The 15,198-nt window shown below is 72.8% G+C and carries 12 protein-coding genes; 2 read left to right on the top strand and 10 right to left on the bottom strand.

The window, feature by feature from the left end; translation table 11 throughout:
• Window positions 1-12 precede the first annotated feature (12 nt).
• Window positions 13-1,341 (bottom strand): NAD(P)/FAD-dependent oxidoreductase, encoded by a 1,329-nt coding sequence (locus ABZ562_RS05550; RefSeq protein ID WP_361474424.1) that lies wholly within the window; start codon window positions 1,339-1,341, stop codon window positions 13-15.
• Between the two features lie 183 nt (window positions 1,342-1,524).
• Window positions 1,525-2,421 carry a TIGR01777 family oxidoreductase gene (locus ABZ562_RS05555; RefSeq protein WP_361474427.1) on the bottom strand — a complete coding sequence of 299 codons (897 nt, stop codon included), beginning with the start codon at window positions 2,419-2,421 and terminating at the stop codon, window positions 1,525-1,527.
• A 68-nt stretch (window positions 2,422-2,489) separates the two neighbouring features.
• Between ABZ562_RS05555 and ABZ562_RS05560 the strand changes: the two genes are divergently transcribed.
• Complete coding sequence (locus tag ABZ562_RS05560) at window positions 2,490-3,020, top strand: GNAT family N-acetyltransferase (protein ID WP_361474430.1); 531 nt, start codon at window positions 2,490-2,492, stop codon at window positions 3,018-3,020.
• A gap of 3 nt (window positions 3,021-3,023) precedes the next feature.
• On the opposite strand, the gene ABZ562_RS05565 is transcribed toward ABZ562_RS05560, so the two are convergent.
• The gene (locus tag ABZ562_RS05565; protein WP_361474555.1) at window positions 3,024-3,542 is read right to left on the bottom strand and encodes a DUF4240 domain-containing protein; all 519 of its coding nucleotides are present in this window, start codon (window positions 3,540-3,542) and stop codon (window positions 3,024-3,026) included.
• Between the two features lie 150 nt (window positions 3,543-3,692).
• On the opposite strand from ABZ562_RS05565, the gene ABZ562_RS05570 reads away from it, so the two are divergent.
• The gene (locus ABZ562_RS05570) at window positions 3,693-4,622 is read left to right on the top strand and encodes an SDR family oxidoreductase (protein ID WP_361474432.1); all 930 of its coding nucleotides are present in this window, start codon (window positions 3,693-3,695) and stop codon (window positions 4,620-4,622) included.
• A gap of 3 nt (window positions 4,623-4,625) precedes the next feature.
• Here the strand turns inward: ABZ562_RS05570 and ABZ562_RS05575 are convergent, their stop codons facing one another.
• The 7 genes from ABZ562_RS05575 to ABZ562_RS05605 all read right to left on the bottom strand — a co-directional run bounded on the left by ABZ562_RS05575 (window position 4,626) and on the right by ABZ562_RS05605 (window position 15,190).
• Window positions 4,626-5,615, bottom strand: coding sequence for a WYL domain-containing protein (locus tag ABZ562_RS05575; protein ID WP_361474435.1), 990 nt, complete (start codon window positions 5,613-5,615; stop codon window positions 4,626-4,628).
• A gap of 36 nt (window positions 5,616-5,651) precedes the next feature.
• Complete coding sequence (gene aceE / locus ABZ562_RS05580) at window positions 5,652-8,327, bottom strand: pyruvate dehydrogenase (acetyl-transferring), homodimeric type (RefSeq protein ID WP_361474438.1); 2,676 nt, start codon at window positions 8,325-8,327, stop codon at window positions 5,652-5,654.
• 93 nt (window positions 8,328-8,420) lie between these two features.
• On the bottom strand, window positions 8,421-9,044 hold the full coding sequence (locus ABZ562_RS05585) for a GntR family transcriptional regulator (protein ID WP_055551003.1): 624 nt from the start codon (window positions 9,042-9,044) through the stop codon (window positions 8,421-8,423).
• A gap of 162 nt (window positions 9,045-9,206) precedes the next feature.
• Window positions 9,207-10,958, bottom strand: a complete 1,752-nt coding sequence (gene sucB, locus ABZ562_RS05590; protein ID WP_361474442.1) for a 2-oxoglutarate dehydrogenase, E2 component, dihydrolipoamide succinyltransferase — start codon at window positions 10,956-10,958, stop codon at window positions 9,207-9,209.
• A 54-nt stretch (window positions 10,959-11,012) separates the two neighbouring features.
• Window positions 11,013-12,401: a dihydrolipoyl dehydrogenase gene (gene lpdA, locus ABZ562_RS05595; protein ID WP_055551007.1), complete on the bottom strand. Its 1,389-nt coding sequence runs from the start codon at window positions 12,399-12,401 to the stop codon at window positions 11,013-11,015.
• Between the two features lie 234 nt (window positions 12,402-12,635).
• On the bottom strand, window positions 12,636-14,186 hold the full coding sequence (locus ABZ562_RS05600; protein WP_361474445.1) for a leucyl aminopeptidase: 1,551 nt from the start codon (window positions 14,184-14,186) through the stop codon (window positions 12,636-12,638).
• Between the two features lie 98 nt (window positions 14,187-14,284).
• Window positions 14,285-15,190: an adenosylcobinamide-GDP ribazoletransferase gene (locus ABZ562_RS05605; protein ID WP_361474447.1), complete on the bottom strand. Its 906-nt coding sequence runs from the start codon at window positions 15,188-15,190 to the stop codon at window positions 14,285-14,287.
• Between the last annotated feature and the right edge of the window lie 8 nt (window positions 15,191-15,198).

The following is a 15,198-nucleotide window of genomic DNA, read 5'->3' on the forward strand; positions in this document are numbered from 1 at the left end:
GCGCCCCGGCGGTCAGGCCGCCGCGGCGGGAACGGCGGGGGTGTCGGAGCCGGGGGTGGCGCCGAAGTCCTGGAGCACCGCGCGGGCGGCGCGGCGGCCGGAGACGAGGGCCCCCTGCACGGTGCTGGCGTCGCGGTGGTCGCCGCATACGTACAGCCCGGACAGCAGCCGCACCGGGCGCCGCAGGTCATGGGGCGCGGGCATGGCGGGCACCGCGTGCGGATCGTGGTGGGCGGCCAGCAGCTCCCAGCCGGCGGTGGAGGTGCCGTAGACCGCGGCGAGCTGGGCCCTGGCCTGCCGGTCGAGTTCGGTGGTCGGCAGGCCCGCGGCGGCGCCCAGCACGGTGGAGGTGATCAGCACCCGGCCGGGCGGGGTGCGCGAGGGGTCGACCTCGCTCGCGACCGTGGTGTGCGCGACGGGGCCCTGGCCGCCCGCGGCGAGGATCAGGGCGGGTTCGCGCAGCGGCGGCTGATCGGCGGTGTGGTGCAGCACGGTGACCGGGTGGAAGGCGGGCAGCCGCAGCCCGGGGAGGAGTTCGGCGGCGTCGTGCGCCCCGGTGGCCACCAGCACCGCGCGGCAGCGGATCTCGCCGTGTCCGGCGGTGGTCACGGTGGTGGTGGCGGCCGAGGTGGCCCGTACGTCGGTGCGCACCGTCCCCGGCGGCAGCGTGGCGGCCAGCAGCTCGGGGACGGTGGAGGCGCCACCCGCCGGGAGGCACAGCCGGCCGCGGGCGTAGCCGCGCAGCACCAAGTCGGCGCAGCGGCTGGACGTGTTCAGGCCCGGGTCGCTCAGCAGCGAGACGAGGAGCGGGCGCAGCACGCTCTCGACGGTACGAGCGGGAAGGCCCCGCCCCGCCAGGGTCTCGTGGACCGGCCGGTCGGGGCGGGCGAGGAGGCGGTCCGCGGGCAGGGCGGCGAGCCTGCCGAGCGCGGCACCGAGTCGGGCCTGATCGAGTCCGCCGCCCAGCGGCGCACGGGCGGCGCTCGCGAGAGCGCGCGCCGTGGTGAATGCGCCCCTTGTGCTCCGGGGGCCGCGGGGTGCGCCGATCCGCTGCGTGCGGCCGTCGCCGTGCACCAGCACCCCCTGGGAGAAGGGGCGCAGGGCGAGGGCGTCGAGCCCCGGGGTGTGCCGCAGCTCGGGGAAGGAGGTGTTGACCAGCTGCCCGGTGCGGTCCAGCCGGAAGCCGTCGACCGTATCGGTCGTCATGCGTCCGCCCACCCGGGGCGCGGCCTCCAGGATGGTGACCTCCATCCCCGCGCCGGTCAGCAGCTGGGCGGCGGCCAGCCCCGCGAGTCCGGCTCCCACGATGACGACGTCCGTGCGGTGCGCGCTGCTGAACACATGCCCTCCCCGGGAACGGGATGGAGCGGATCGGAACGGTCACGACGGTAGGGGCAAAAACGGTCGATGACAGACGCGCATCGACCGAGCACGGGCGCACAACGGTCGCACGCTGATCGGGTGCGGCCTGTCGATGACCTCTCGGGCCCTCGTGAACGTCTCGGCTGGACCGGCGGCGGATTCTCAGCGCCGTCCGGCCGCCGCCTTCAGGGCCTCGTCGATATGCGGATAGGTGAACGAGAAGCCGGAGTCCAGCAGCTTGCGGGGGAGGGCCCGCACGCTGCCGAGGATGTCGGTGGACATCTCGCCCAGGGCCATCCGCAGGGCCGGGGCGGGCACATGGAGGCGCGCGGGACGGCGCAGCACCCGGCCCATGGCCTCGGTGATCTCACGGTTGGTCACGGGGGAGGGGCCGGTGAGGTTGACGGGGCCGCTGAGGTCCGCCGTGTCCAGGATGTGGCGCAGCGCGGCGATGTGGTCGTGCAGGGCGATGAAGCTCCAGTACTGCCGGCCGTTGCCCATCCGTCCGCCGAGGCCCGCCTTGAACAGCGGGAAGAGGCGGCCCCACGCCCCGCCCTCGGGCGCGATCACCAGACCGCTGCGGATGAACACCGTGCGCACGTCCGCCTCCTGCGCCGCGGCGGCCGCCTCCTCCCAGTCCTGGCACAGGTCGGGTAGGAAACCGTGCCCAGGGGGCGCGCTCTCATCGACCGCGCGCTCCCCCGTGTCCCCGTAGTACCCGACCGCGCTTCCACTGATCAGCACCCGGGGCGGGGTGTCCAGGGAGGCCACGGCCTCGGCGATGGCGGCCGTGCCCAGCACCCGGCTGTCCCGCAGCTCCTTCTTGTACGCCGCCGTCCAGCGGTGCTCGCCGATGCCCGCGCCCGCCAGGTGGACGACGGCCTCACACCCCGTCAGCCCGGCGGTGTCCACCCACTGCCGGTGCGGATCCCACTCGACCTCCGCCTCCTCGCGGGGAGTTCGCCGCACCAGCCGCACCACCTGGTGGCCGTCCCGGCGCAGAGAGTGGACGAGGGCCGTGCCGATGAGCCCGGTGGAACCGGTGACCGCGATGCGCATGGCCCCATCCTGCCCCCGATCTTCCGGGGGATGTCGGACGTCGGGGAGCGCGTGGCAGAGTGGCCGGCATGTCCGAGTCCTCCGCCCCGCCCCAGCCATCGGCCCCGCCCGTGCCGCTCATCCGGCGCGCCGTGCTCGACGACGAGCACGCGCTGGTCGCCCTGGAGCGCCGTACCTGGTCCACGCTGCACTCCGTACAGCCGGCCCCCGAGCCGCCGTACGACGCGTTCTTCACCCACCGCAACCGCCCGGTGCACGTCACGGTGGCCGAGCTGGAGGGCCGCCCCGTCGGCTATCTGCGGCTCGTCCCGCCGACGCAGCTGGCCAGCAACGCCCACGTCCGCCAGATACAGGGGCTCGCGGTGGCCCCGGAGGCGCGCGGCCGGGGCGTCGCGCGGGCGCTGCTGAACGCGGCGTACGAGGAGGCGCAGCGGCAGGGTGCGAGCCGGATCACCCTGCGGGTGCTCGGGCACAACCTCCCGGCGCGGCGGCTCTATGAGTCGGAGGGCTTCGTGGTCGAGGGCGTCTTGCCGGGGGAGTTCCTGCTGGACGGCGGATACGTGGACGACGTGCTGATGGGCCGCGCCCTCACCGGCTGAGCGTCAGCCTCGGAAGCGCTCCCAGAGCCGGGGATAGCGCTCCGCCAGCACCGCGTCGTCCTCGAAGTCGACCGTCGTGCCGATCGGCTCCTCCGGCCGCGGCGGAAGCGCCAGCTCCGGCAGCACCGCGCCGGTCAGCTGCTCGTACGCCTCGTCCGCCGCGAACCCCAGGTCCTCGCAGTCGCCGTCCACCTGCTCGTCGAAGTCCTCGAGCAGTTCGGCCAGGGCGTCCGGGTCGTGCAGCGCGCCCTCGAAGACGTCCCGGCCCTGGCCGATCAGCCAGTAGCGGAACGCCTCGAAGGCGTCGTCGCTGACGCCGCCCAGCAGCACCCACGCGGCGCCCCACAGATCCCACCGGTACGCCCGGTTGGCGCGGGCCTCGAAGTGCCGGGCGAAGTCCAGCACGGAGTCCGGGTCGAGCTGTGACAGCTTCTCGACGAGCAGGTCGGACTGGTCCTCGGGGTCGCCCTCGGCGGCCTCCCGAGCGCTGTCGACCAGCCCCCAGAACTCCGTCTCGTCCATCATCACGGGACCAGCATCGGCCCTCGGGCCCACCCCCGCACGTGGAGCGACCCAGATGCGGCCCTCTTGTTATATGCGACAGCAGATGTCGGGTTTCCTTGCGATGGTCGAACGCGTCACTGATGACGGCTCCACGGAGAGGACACGTACGTGAGCACACAGGGCGCACAGGGGCCACTGGCGGGCAAGGTCGCACTCGTCGCGGGCGCGACGCGGGGCGCTGGCCGGGCGATGGCCGTCGAGCTGGGCGCGGCGGGCGCCACCGTCTACGCGACGGGGCGCACCACCCGGAACGGGGTCAGCGAGGTCGGGCGGGCCACGGAGACCATCGAGGAGACCGCGGAACTGATCACCGCGGCGGGTGGCACGGGGTACGCGGTGCCGACCGACCACCTGGAGCCGGAGCAGGTCAAGGCGCTCATCGAGCGCGTCGACCGGGAGCAGGGGCGGCTGGACGTCCTGGTCAACGACGTGTGGGGCGGTGAGGGGCTGATCGAGTTCGACAAGAAGACCTGGGAGACGAACCTGACGAGCGGGCTGCGGATGCTCCGGCTCGGCATCGAGACCCACCTGATCACCCACTACTACGCGCTGCCGCTGCTGGTCCGGAACCCCGGTGGCCTGGTGGTCGAGATCACCGACGGGAACGAGGAGTTCAACAAGGAATTCCGCATCAACCTCTTCTTCGACATCACCAAGAACACCCCCATCCGCACGGCGTTCGGGCTGGCCCAGGAGCTGAAGGAGTTCGACGCCACGGCGGTGTGCCTCTCCCCGGGCTTCCTGCGCTCCGAGCAGATGCTGGACCACTTCGGGGTGACCGAGGAGAAGTGGCGGGACGCGGTGGAGAAGGAGCCGCACTTCGCCATCGCCGAAACCCCGCACTTCGTCGGGCGGGCGGTCGCCGCGCTGGCCGCCGACCCGGACCGGGCGCGCTGGAGCGGGAAGTCCGTCTTCAGCGGGGACCTGGCCAAGGTCTACGGCTTCACCGACCTCGACGGCTCGCGGCCGGACGTCGCCGGGTACTTCCGGGACATCGTCATCGGCGGCAAGGAGGGCACCGCGGCCGACTACCGGTGAGCCTCACCGGTAGAGGTCGTTCATCCGCCGCGCCGCCGTCGCGAACCGCTCCCGCAGCTCCGGCGGCGCCAGCACCTCCGCCTCCGGGCCCAGGGAGAGGAGCTGGGCGTACGCGACCTCGGCCGACTCCACGGGCAGGGTCACGGTGATCCGCCCCTCCCCGTCCGGCTCCCCGGCGGACCGTACGGCCTCGTCGGCCGCCGTACGGTCCATGACGTGACGCACGGCCCGGGCGCCCTCCGGGGTGAGGCGCACGGTGATCTCCTCGCGGAGGATCGAGCGCGCGAACTGCGCCGCCCGCTCCTCCCAGAAGGCGGGCAGGTCGAACGTCTCGTCGCGCCGGAACCGGCCCTCGCCGGGCGCGGGCCCGACCGTGGCGAGACGGTCCACCCGGTAGACCCGGAAGTCGCCCTGGGAGCCTCCGGAGACAGCGCCGCGGGCCGCCAGGTACCAGACGCCCGCCTTGAGGACGAGCCCGTACGGCTCCAGCTCGCGGTCCACCTCGGTGTCCCGGCGGCGGTAGCGGACGGTGAGCCGACGGTCGTCCCACACCGCGTCGGCGACGTCCGGCAGCAGTGAGGGCGTCTGCGGCTCCTGCCACCACCCGGGGGCGTCGAGGTGGAAGCGCTGGGCCACCGTGTGGGAGGCGTCGCGCAGCTCGGGCAGGAGCGCGGCGGAGACCTTCAGCCGGGCGGCGGAGGCGGCGTCGGCGAGGCCCATCTCGCGCAGCGCCGAGGGCACCCCGGAGAGGAACAGCGCCTCGGCCTCGGTGCGGCCGAGGCCGGTCAGCCGGGTGCGGTAGCCGCCGATGAGCCGGTAGCCACCGGCCCGGCCGCGGTCCGCGTAGACCGGGACCCCGGCCTCGGAGAGCGCGGCGGCGTCCCGCGTCACCGTGCGCTCCGAAACCTCCAGCTCACGGGCCAGCTCGGCCCCCGTCATCGAGGGCCGGGCCTGGAGCAGGAGCACCATCTTGATCAGTCGCGCGGCACGCACCGCCCCATCATGCCGTGACGGGGCGGCGCCGCGCGCTCAGATGCCGTAGCGCTGGGCGGCCTCCTTGGGGGCCGTGGCCTTGACCGCGCCCTGCTTGGCGAGCCGGGCCAGCGCGGCGACCACGATCGACGGGACGTCCACCCCGAAGTGGCGGCGGGCCGCGTCGCGGGTGTCGGAGAGGCCGAAGCCGTCGGTGCCGAGCGAGTACCAGTCCTGCTCGACCCACTGGCTGATCTGGTCCGGTACCGCCCGCATCCAGTCGCTGACCGCGAGGACCGGGCCCGGTGCGCCTGCCAGGGCACGGGTGACGTACGGGACCCGGTCTTCGCCGTTGAGCTGCGCCGCGTCACAGGACAGGGCGTCGCGGCGCAGCTCGCTCCAGGAGGTGGCGGACCACACGTCGGCGGCCACGCCCCAGTCGTCGGCGAGCAGTTTCTGGGCCTCCAGCACCCAGTGGATGGCGGTGCCGGAGGCGAGGAGCTGGATCCGGGGGGCGTCGGCGGCGGGCGCCTCGGCCTCCTGGAACCGGTAGAGGCCCTTGACGATGCCTTCCTCGACGCCCTCGCGCTGCGGCATGGGCGGCTGCACCTTGGTCTCGTTGTAGACCGTGAGGTAGTAGAAGACGTCCTCGGCCTGCGGGCCGTACATCCGCCGCAGCCCGTCCCGCACGATCACGCCGACCTCGTACGCGAACGCCGGGTCGTAGGCGAGCGCCGCCGGGTTGGTGGAGGCGATCAGGTGCGAGTGGCCGTCGGCGTGCTGCAGGCCCTCACCGGTCATGGTGGTGCGGCCGGCGGTGGCGCCGATCAGGAAGCCGCGGCCGAGCTGGTCGCCGAGCGCCCACATCTGGTCGGCGGTGCGCTGCCAGCCGAACATCGAGTAGAAGATGTAGAAGGGGATCATCGGCTCGCCGTGCGTCGCGTACGACGTGGCGGCGGCGGTGAAGTCGGCCATCGAACCGGCCTCGGTGATCCCCTCGTTGAGGATCTGACCGTTCTCGGCCTCCTTGTAGTACAGGAGCTGATCGCGGTCGACCGGGTCGTAGGTCTGGCCGAGCGGGGAGTAGATCCCGGCGGTCGGGAACAGCGACTCCATGCCGAAGGTACGGGCCTCGTCGGGCACGATCGGCACCCAGCGGCGGCCGGTCTCCTTGTCCCGCATCAGGTCCTTGACCAGGCGCACGAAGGCCATGGTCGTGGCGATCTCCTGGCTGCCGGAGCCCTTGGCCAGGGTCTCGAAGGGCTTCGCCGAGGGCTCGGGCAGGGCCACGGGGTGGACCTTGCGGGCCGGGGCGGGGCCGCCGAGCTCGGCGCGGCGCTCCTGGAGGTAGCGCACCTCGGGGGAGTCCTGGCCGGGGTGGGCGTAGGGGACCAGCGACTCGTCCAGCTTGCTGTCCGGGATGGGCAGCTCCAGGAGGTCGCGCATGGCGCGGAACTCCTTGCCGGTCAGCTTCTTCATCTGGTGGTTCGCGTTGCGCGACTCGAAGGTCGGGCCGAGCGTGTAGCCCTTGACGGTCTGGGCGAGGACGACCGTCGGGGCGCCCTTGTGCTCCACGGCCGCGCGGTAGGCCGCGTACACCTTGCGCGGCTCGTGGCCCGCGCGGGAGGTGTGGAAACACTCGGCCAGCTTGGCGTCGGACAGCGTCTTCGCCAGCTGGGCGAGGGCCGGGTCGGTGCCGAAGAAGTGCTCGCGGATGTACGCGGCGTCGCGGGTCGCGTACGTCTGGAACTGGCCGTCGGGGACCTCGCGCAGCCGACGGGCCAGCGCACCGGAGGTGTCCGCCGCGAACAGCTCGTCCCAGGCGGAGCCCCACAGCGACTTGACGACGTTCCACCCGGCGGCGCGGAACTGGGCCTCCAGCTCCTGCACGATCTTGAAGTTGGCACGCACCGGGCCGTCGAGGCGCTGCAGGTTGCAGTTGATGACGAACGTGAGGTTGTCCAGGCCCTCGCGCCCGGCGAGGGCGAGTGCGGCGGTCGACTCCGGCTCGTCCATCTCGCCGTCGCCGAGGAAGGCCCACACGTGGGAGTTGGCGGTGTCCTTGATGCCGCGGGCGGCAAGGTAGCGGTTGAAGCGGGCCTGGTAGATCGCCGAGATCGGGCCGAGGCCCATGGAGACGGTGGGGAACTCCCACAGCCAGGGCGTCCGGCGCGGATGCGGATAGGAGGGCAGTCCGTCGCCGCCGGCCTCCCGGCGGAAGCGGTCCAGGTGCGCTTCGGTCAGCCGGCCGTCGAGGAAGGCGCGGGCGTAGATGCCGGGGGAGGCGTGGCCCTGGATGTAGAGCTGGTCGCCGCTGCCGTCGGCCTCCTTGCCGCGGAAGAAGTGCTGGAAGCCCGTCTCGTAGAGCCAGGCGGCGGAGGCGAAGGTGGCGATGTGACCGCCGAGGCCGTCCGCGCTGCCACGGGTGACCATCGCCGCCGCGTTCCACCGGTTCCAGGCGGTGATCCGGCGCTCCATGGCCTCGTCACCGGGGAACGCGGGCTCCGCGGCGGTCGGGATGGTGTTGACGTAGTCCGACTCCAGCAACGGCGGCAGCGACAGACCGGCGCCCTCGGCGCGTTCCAGGGTGCGGCGCATCAGGTACGAGGCGCGATGCGGGCCGGCGGCCTGGGTGACGGCCGCGAGCGAGGCGCCCCACTCGGCGGTCTCCTCGGGGTCCCGGTCGGGGAACTGGTCGAGCGCACTCGGCTGCGTGCTAGCGAGATCGGTCATGCGGTCGACTGTAAGTTCTGATCGATGATCGATCAAAGTAGATGAAGGGAAAAACTTGTCCGTAGGCCGAAATTGGCATTCCGTGCCGCGAAATCAGGCACGCGGTGCACAGCCGAGTACATGCGCCTTGACCAGCTCACCCACCCGCGGATCACGCCTCCGGAACGCGTCCACGACGGCCTGGTGCTCCTCGGCGTACGACTGCTGCACGGTGCCCAGCCAGCGGATCGACAGCGTCGTCCAGATCTCGATGCCCAGCGACTCCCAGGTGTGCAGCAGCACGCTGTTGCCCGACGCCCGCACCAGCTCCCGGTGGAAGGCCACCGTGTGCCGCACCTGGGCCTCGCCGTCGGCCCTGCGGTCCGCCTCGTACAGCGCCCGCACCTCGGGCTCCAGCGCCGAGGTGTCCTCGGCCAGCCGGGGCGCCGCCAGCTCGGCGGCGATCTGCTCCAGCCCCGCCCGCACCGGATAGATCTCCTCCAGATCGGCCGCGGTCAGATTCCGCACCCGGACGCCCTTGTTCGGGGCCGACTCGATCAGCCGCAGCGTCTCCAGCTCGCGCAGCGCCTCCCGGACGGGCGTCTGGCTCACCTCCAGCTCGGTCGCGATACGCCGCTCCACGATCCGCTCGCCCGGCTTCCACCGCCCGCTGACGATCCCCTCCACGATGTGCTCGCGGATCTGCTCGCGCAGCGAGTGGACGACGGGCGGGATCATAGGGAGCGCTCCTTCGGAACCAGCGGTGAACGGAAGTCATTATCCAGGCAGCGGAAGCATCGCGGTCCGGAGCCGGAAAGACCCGGAGCCGGAAGGCACGAAAAAGGGCCGCGCCCCGCACGGAAAGACCCGTGCGGGGCGCGGCCGTCTGCCGCGGGGGGCTCAGAGGCCGAGCTCGACCTCGAACTCGCCGGCCTCCAGGATCTCCTTGACCGCGGTCAGGTAGCGGGCCGCGTCGGCACCGTCCACCAGGCGGTGGTCGTAGGAGAGCGCCACGTACGTCATGTCGCGCACCGCGATGGTCTCGCCCAGGTCCGGGTGGTTGATGACCACCGGACGCTTGACGGTCGCGCCGATGCCCAGGATGGCGACCTGGTTCGGGGGCACGATGATCGTGTCGAACAGGGCACCGCGCGAGCCGGTGTTGCTGATCGTGAAGGTGGCACCGGACATGTCGTCCGGGGTGATCTTGTTGGAGCGGACCTTGCCCGCCAGCTCCGCCGTCTTCTTGGCGATGCCCGCGATGTTCAGGTCACCGGCGCCCTTGATGACCGGGGTCATCAGGCCCTTCTCGGCGTCCACCGCGATGCCGACGTTCTCCACGTCGAAGTACGTGATCGTGTCGTCGTCGTTGATCCGGGCGTTGACGGCCGGGTGGGCCTTCAGCGCCTGGACGGCGGCCTTCACGAAGAACGGCATCGGCGAGAGCTTGACGCCCTCACGCTGCGCGAACGACTCCTTGGCCTGGGCGCGCAGCCGCATGACCTTGGTGACGTCCACCTCGACCACGCTGGTCAGCTGGGCCTGGCCGTGCAGCGCCTTCATCATGTTGTCGCCGATGACCTTGCGCATCCGCGGCATCTTGATGGTCTGGCCACGCAGCGGGGAGACCTCCTGCTTGGCCTTCGGCGCGGCGGCGGCGGCCGGAGCCGGCGCCTGGGTCTGGGCCGCGGCCTTGGCGGCCTCGGCGGCGGCGACGACATCCTGCTTGCGGATGCGGCCGCCCACGCCGGTGCCCTTGACGGTGCCCAGGTCCACGCCGTGCTCCGCGGCGAGCTTGCGCACCAGCGGGGTCACGTACGCGCCCTCGGCCTCGGGGGAGGCCGGAGCCGGGATGGACGGGGCCTTGGCGGCCGGGGCCGGGGCGGGCGCCGGAGCGGCCGGGGCCGGCTCCGGAGCGACCGGCTCCGGGGTGGCGGCCTGCGGCGCCGGGGCGCTCGGGGCCTGCGGGGCCGGGGCCTCCTGCTTGGCCGGCTCGGGGGCCGGGGCGGGGGCGGCCGGGGCCTCGGCGGGCGCGGCGGCCGGAGCGGCACCGGCCGCGCCGATCACGGCGAGCTTGGCGCCGACCTCGGCGGTCTCGTCCTCGCCGACCAGGATCTCCAGCAGGGTGCCGGCGGTCGGGGCGGGGATCTCGGTGTCGACCTTGTCGGTGGAGACCTCGAGCAGCGGCTCGTCGGCCTCGACCGACTCGCCGACCTCCTTGAGCCAGCGGGTCACGGTGCCCTCGGTCACCGACTCGCCCAGCGCGGGCAGGACGACGTCGGTGCCCTCGGCACCGCCGGCCGGGGCGGCCGCGGCCGGCTCGGCGGCCGGGGCCTCGGCGGCGGGGGCGGGCTCGGGCTGGGCCGCCGGCTCGGGCTCGGCCGCCGGGGCGGGAGCCTCGGCGGGGGCGCCCTCGCCGTCGTCGATGACGGCCAGCTCGGCGCCGACCTCGACCGTCTCGTCCTCGGCCACCTTGATGGACGTCAGCACACCGGCGCTGGGCGCCGGGATCTCGGTGTCGACCTTGTCGGTCGAGACCTCGAGCAGCGGCTCGTCGGCCTCGACGCGCTCACCTTCGGCCTTGAGCCAGCGGGTGACGGTGCCCTCGGTCACGCTCTCGCCGAGCGCCGGCAGGGTTACGGATACCGCCATGGTGTTCGGTTGCTCCTTAACGATCTGTGCGGAATGGGTCGCGCGCTCGGACTACTAGTCGTGGGAGTGCAGCGGCTTGCCGGCAAGCGCCAGGTGGGCCTCGCCGAGCGCCTCGTTCTGGGTGGGGTGGGCGTGGACGAGCTGCGCGACCTCGGCCGGCAGCGCCTCCCAGTTGTAGATCAGCTGGGCTTCGCCGACCTGCTCACCCATGCGGTCACCGACCATGTGGACGCCGACGACAGCACCGTCGCGGACCTGGACGAGCTTGATCTCGCCCGCGGTCTTGAGGATCTTGCTCTTGCCGTTGCCCGCGAGGTTGTACTTCAGGGCGACGACCTTGTCCGCACCGTACAGCTCCTTGGCCTTGGCCTCGGTGATGCCGACGGAGGCGACCTCGGGGTGGCAGTACGTCACCCGGGGCACGCCGTCGTAGTCGATCGGAACGGGGTTCTGACCGGCCAGCCGCTCGGCCACCAGCATGCCCTCGGCGAAGCCGACGTGGGCCAGCTGGAGCGTGGGGACCAGGTCGCCGACGGCGGAGATGGTCTCCACGTTGGTCTGCATGTACTCGTCGACCAGGACGTAGCCGCGGTCCATGGCGACCCCGGCCTCCTCGTAGCCCAGGCCCTGCGAGACCGGGCCGCGGCCCACGGCCACGAGCAGCACCTCGGCCTCGAAGGTCTTGCCGTTCTCCAGCGAGACCTTGACGCCGTCGTCGGTGTACTCGACGCCCGAGAACCGGGAGCCCAGGGAGAAGTTGATGCCGCGCTTGCGGAAGGCGCGCTCCAGCAGCTTGGAGCTGTTCTCGTCCTCGACCGGGACGAGGTGGGGAAGCGCCTCGACGATGGTGATGTCGGCCCCGAAGGACTTCCACGCGGAGGCGAACTCGACGCCGATGACGCCGCCGCCCAGCACGATCGCGGACTTCGGAACCCGGTCCAGGACCAGGGCGTGGTCCGAGGAGATGACGCGGTTGCCGTCGATCTCCAGGCCCGGCAGGGACTTCGGCACCGAACCGGTGGCGAGCAGGATGTGGCGGCCGGTGTAGCGCTCGCCGTTCACATCGACGGAGGTCGGCGACGACAGCCGGCCCTCGCCCGTCACATAGGTGACCTTGCGGGAGGCGATCAGACCCTGCAGGCCCTTGTACAGGCCCGAGACCACGCCGTCCTTGTACTTGTGCACACCCTCGATGTCGATGCCCTCGAAGGTGGTCTTCACGCCGAATTCCGAGCCCTCACGAGCCTGGTCGGCCAGCTCACCGGCGTGCAGCAGAGCCTTCGTGGGGATGCAGCCGCGGTGCAGACAGGTGCCGCCCAGCTTGTCCTTCTCGATCAGGGCGACGTCCAGACCCAGCTGCGCCGCGCGCAGGGCAGCGGCGTAACCGCCGCTACCGCCTCCGAGGATCACTAGGTCGAAAACGGTGCTGGCGTCGTTCGCCACGTCACGTCCTCCATGCATGGGTGCGCCGGGCCGACCGTGGGTGGCCGGGCGGCGGCGATTGTTCGGCCGCTTCTTGCTCGCAGCCCTGGTGTGGGGGCCCTGTCCTGCCGGGACAACATCTTCGCACTTGTTGACGGAAGGCGGGACGCGGGGCCGCTGTGTGAGATATCTCCGGCCCCCGGATCAGGTGGGATCGGGGGTTACCCGGCGGTACCCGGTAAAGGGGCCTGCCGCTCAGCCTAGGTCCCCGTCGGCGGTGCGCTCCGCCAACCGCACCAGGGTGCGGACCGCCGAGCCCGTGCCGCCCTTGGGGGTGTAGCCGAACGGGCCGCCGTCGTTGAAGGCGGGACCCGCGATGTCCAGGTGACCCCAGGCGATGCCGTCCTCGATGAACTCCTTCAGGAAGACACCGGCCACCAGGCCGCCCCCCATGCGATCGCCGATGTTCGCCAGGTCGGCGACCGGGGACTCGATGCCCTTGCGGAGATCGGCCGGGAGCGGCATCGGCCAGGACGCCTCGCCCGCCTCCTCCGCGATCTCGTGCAGCGCGGTGCGGAACGCGTCGTCGTTCGACATGATCCCGAACGTGCGGTTGCCCAGCGCCACCACCATCGCACCGGTCAGCGTCGCCACGTCCACGATCGCGTCCGGCTTCTCCTCGCACGCGCGGGTGAGCGCGTCCGCGAGCACGAGCCGGCCCTCGGCGTCCGTGTTCAGCACCTCGACCGTCTTGCCGCTGTACATCGACAGCACATCGCCGGGACGGGTCGCCGAACCCGACGGCATGTTCTCGGCCAGCGCCAGCCAGCCGGTGACGTTGACCCGCAGCCCCAGCTTGGCCGCCGCCACCACCGCGGCGAACACCGCGGCCGCGCCGCTCATGTCGCACTTCATGGTCTCGTTGTGACCGGCCGGCTTCAGCGAGATGCCGCCCGAGTCGTACGTGATGCCCTTGCCGACCAGTGCGAGCGTCTTCTCCGCCTTGGGGTGGGTGTACGCGATCCGCACCAGCCGCGGCGGGGCCTCCGAGCCCTGGCCCACGCCCAGGATGCCGCCGTAGCCGCCCTTCGCGAGGGCCTTCTCGTCCAGCACCTCCGTCTTCAGCCCGTGCTCCTTGGCCGCGGTCACGGCGGCCGCCGCGAACGAGGCCGGGTCGAGCACGTTGGACGGGGTGTTGATCAGGTCGCGGGCCCGGTTGACCTCGGCGATCAGCGCCGTGGCCCGCTCGGCCGCCGCCTTGTACGCCTTGTCGCGCGGCTTGGCGCCGAGCAGGGCCACCTCGGCGAGCGGACCGTTGTTCTTCTTGTCCTCGTCGCCCTTGCTCTTGCCGCCCTTGGCGCCATTGCCGTTGCTGTTGGCCTTGTCGTACGCGTACGCGCCGAGCAGCGCGCCCTCGGCGACCGCGGCAGCGGCCGCCGCGTCCTCGACCGGCAGCGCGAACGCGCCCTTCTTCGACCCCGCGAGCGCCCGGGCGGCCGAGCCCGCCGCACGGCGCAGCGCCTCGGCGTCGAAGCCGTCGCCCTTCGCCGGAGCCTCGCCCAGGCCGACCGCCAGCACGACCGGGGCCTTGAGCCCGGACGCGGCGGGCAGCTTGGTCACCTCACCCTCGGCTCCAGTCGCGCCGAGCGTCTCCAGAACGGTGGCGAGCTTCCCGCCGAACGCCTTGTCCACGGCCTCGGCGCCCGGGGCGATGACGGGGCCCTTGGGCCCCTTCGCCACGCCGACGACGATGGCATCCGCGCGCAGCGTCGCGGCGGAGGAGGTGCTGAGAGTCAGTGCAGTCACAGTGGTCGGATCCCTACTTCCGATAGGTCCGGCCGACGTCGGGTGTGGTCAGCCGTGCGCCCAGCTTATTCCGAGGCGCGGCGCGCCTCCTGAGCCCATCAGCCGAAGGTCAGGACCAGCAGGACCGCCGTGCCCGCGGTTTCGGCGAGGGCGCCGAAGACGTCGCCCGTCACACCGTCGAAACGGCGCACGCAGTGGCGCGACAGCAGGTCCGCGGCCGCGAGCCCGGCCAGCGCCGCCAGCCCGTGCGCCGGCATGGCGTACACGTCGACCAGCGCGCCCGCCGCCGCGCAAGCGACGACGGCCAGCGCCGCCGCGCCGACGGCCGCCCGGGACGGCACCACCCCCGCCACCGCGGCGCCCAGCCCCTCCGGCCGGGCCGCCGGCATCCCCTGACGGGCCGCGAGGGTCAGGGCGCACCGCGCGACGAGCCCCGCCGCGGCGGCGGCCACCGCGCCGCGCGTCCAGCTCTCCCCGTACAGCTCGGCCAGCGCCGCCACCTGCGCGAGCAGCACGAACAGCAGGGTGATGACGCCGAACGGGCCGATGTCCGAGCGCTTCATGATCCGCAACGCCTCGTCGGCGGGCTTGCCGCTGCCGAGCCCGTCGGCGGTGTCCGCGAGCCCGTCGAGATGCAGCCCGCGGGTGGTTACGGCGGGTACGGCGACGGTGGCGACCGCCGCGAGCAGCGGCCCGGCGCCCAGGAACAGCAGCACACCGCCCACCGCGGCCGCGCACAGCCCGACCGTCAGCCCGACCGGCAGGGCGCACAGCATGCCGACGCGCGCCGCCTCACGATCCCAGCGCGCCACCCGTACGGGCAGCGCCGTGAGCGTGCCGAAGGCGAAGCGGAGGCCGTCGTCGAGGGAGGCGCGCGGCGGGTGCGCCGGACGCGGCGGTATGTCCGCGCCGGGGTGCGGCGGTATCTCCGGGTCCGGTTCCGGCGGCTGCTCCGGGTCCGGTTCCGGCTGGCGGTCGGGGGACTGCTCCGGCGTGGTGTCCATCGCGCCGC

Origin of the sequence: Streptomyces sp. NPDC019937, from assembly GCF_040631655.1 — a bacterium.
In the GTDB taxonomy this organism is placed as follows: Bacteria; Actinomycetota; Actinomycetes; order Streptomycetales; family Streptomycetaceae; genus Streptomyces.

Coding starts and splice junctions, on each gene's coding strand:
- ABZ562_RS05565 (WP_361474555.1), bottom strand. CDS start 3,542: ATGGACGAGACGGAGTTCTGGGGGCTGGTCGACAGCGCTCGGGAGGCC.
- ABZ562_RS05555 (WP_361474427.1), bottom strand. CDS start 2,421: ATGCGCATCGCGGTCACCGGTTCCACCGGGCTCATCGGCACGGCCCTC.
- aceE (WP_361474438.1), bottom strand. CDS start 8,327: ATGACCGATCTCGCTAGCACGCAGCCGAGTGCGCTCGACCAGTTCCCC.
- sucB (WP_361474442.1), bottom strand. CDS start 10,958: ATGGCGGTATCCGTAACCCTGCCGGCGCTCGGCGAGAGCGTGACCGAG.
- ABZ562_RS05585 (WP_055551003.1), bottom strand. CDS start 9,044: ATGATCCCGCCCGTCGTCCACTCGCTGCGCGAGCAGATCCGCGAGCAC.
- ABZ562_RS05560 (WP_361474430.1), top strand. CDS start 2,490: ATGTCCGAGTCCTCCGCCCCGCCCCAGCCATCGGCCCCGCCCGTGCCG.
- ABZ562_RS05605 (WP_361474447.1), bottom strand. CDS start 15,190: ATGGACACCACGCCGGAGCAGTCCCCCGACCGCCAGCCGGAACCGGAC.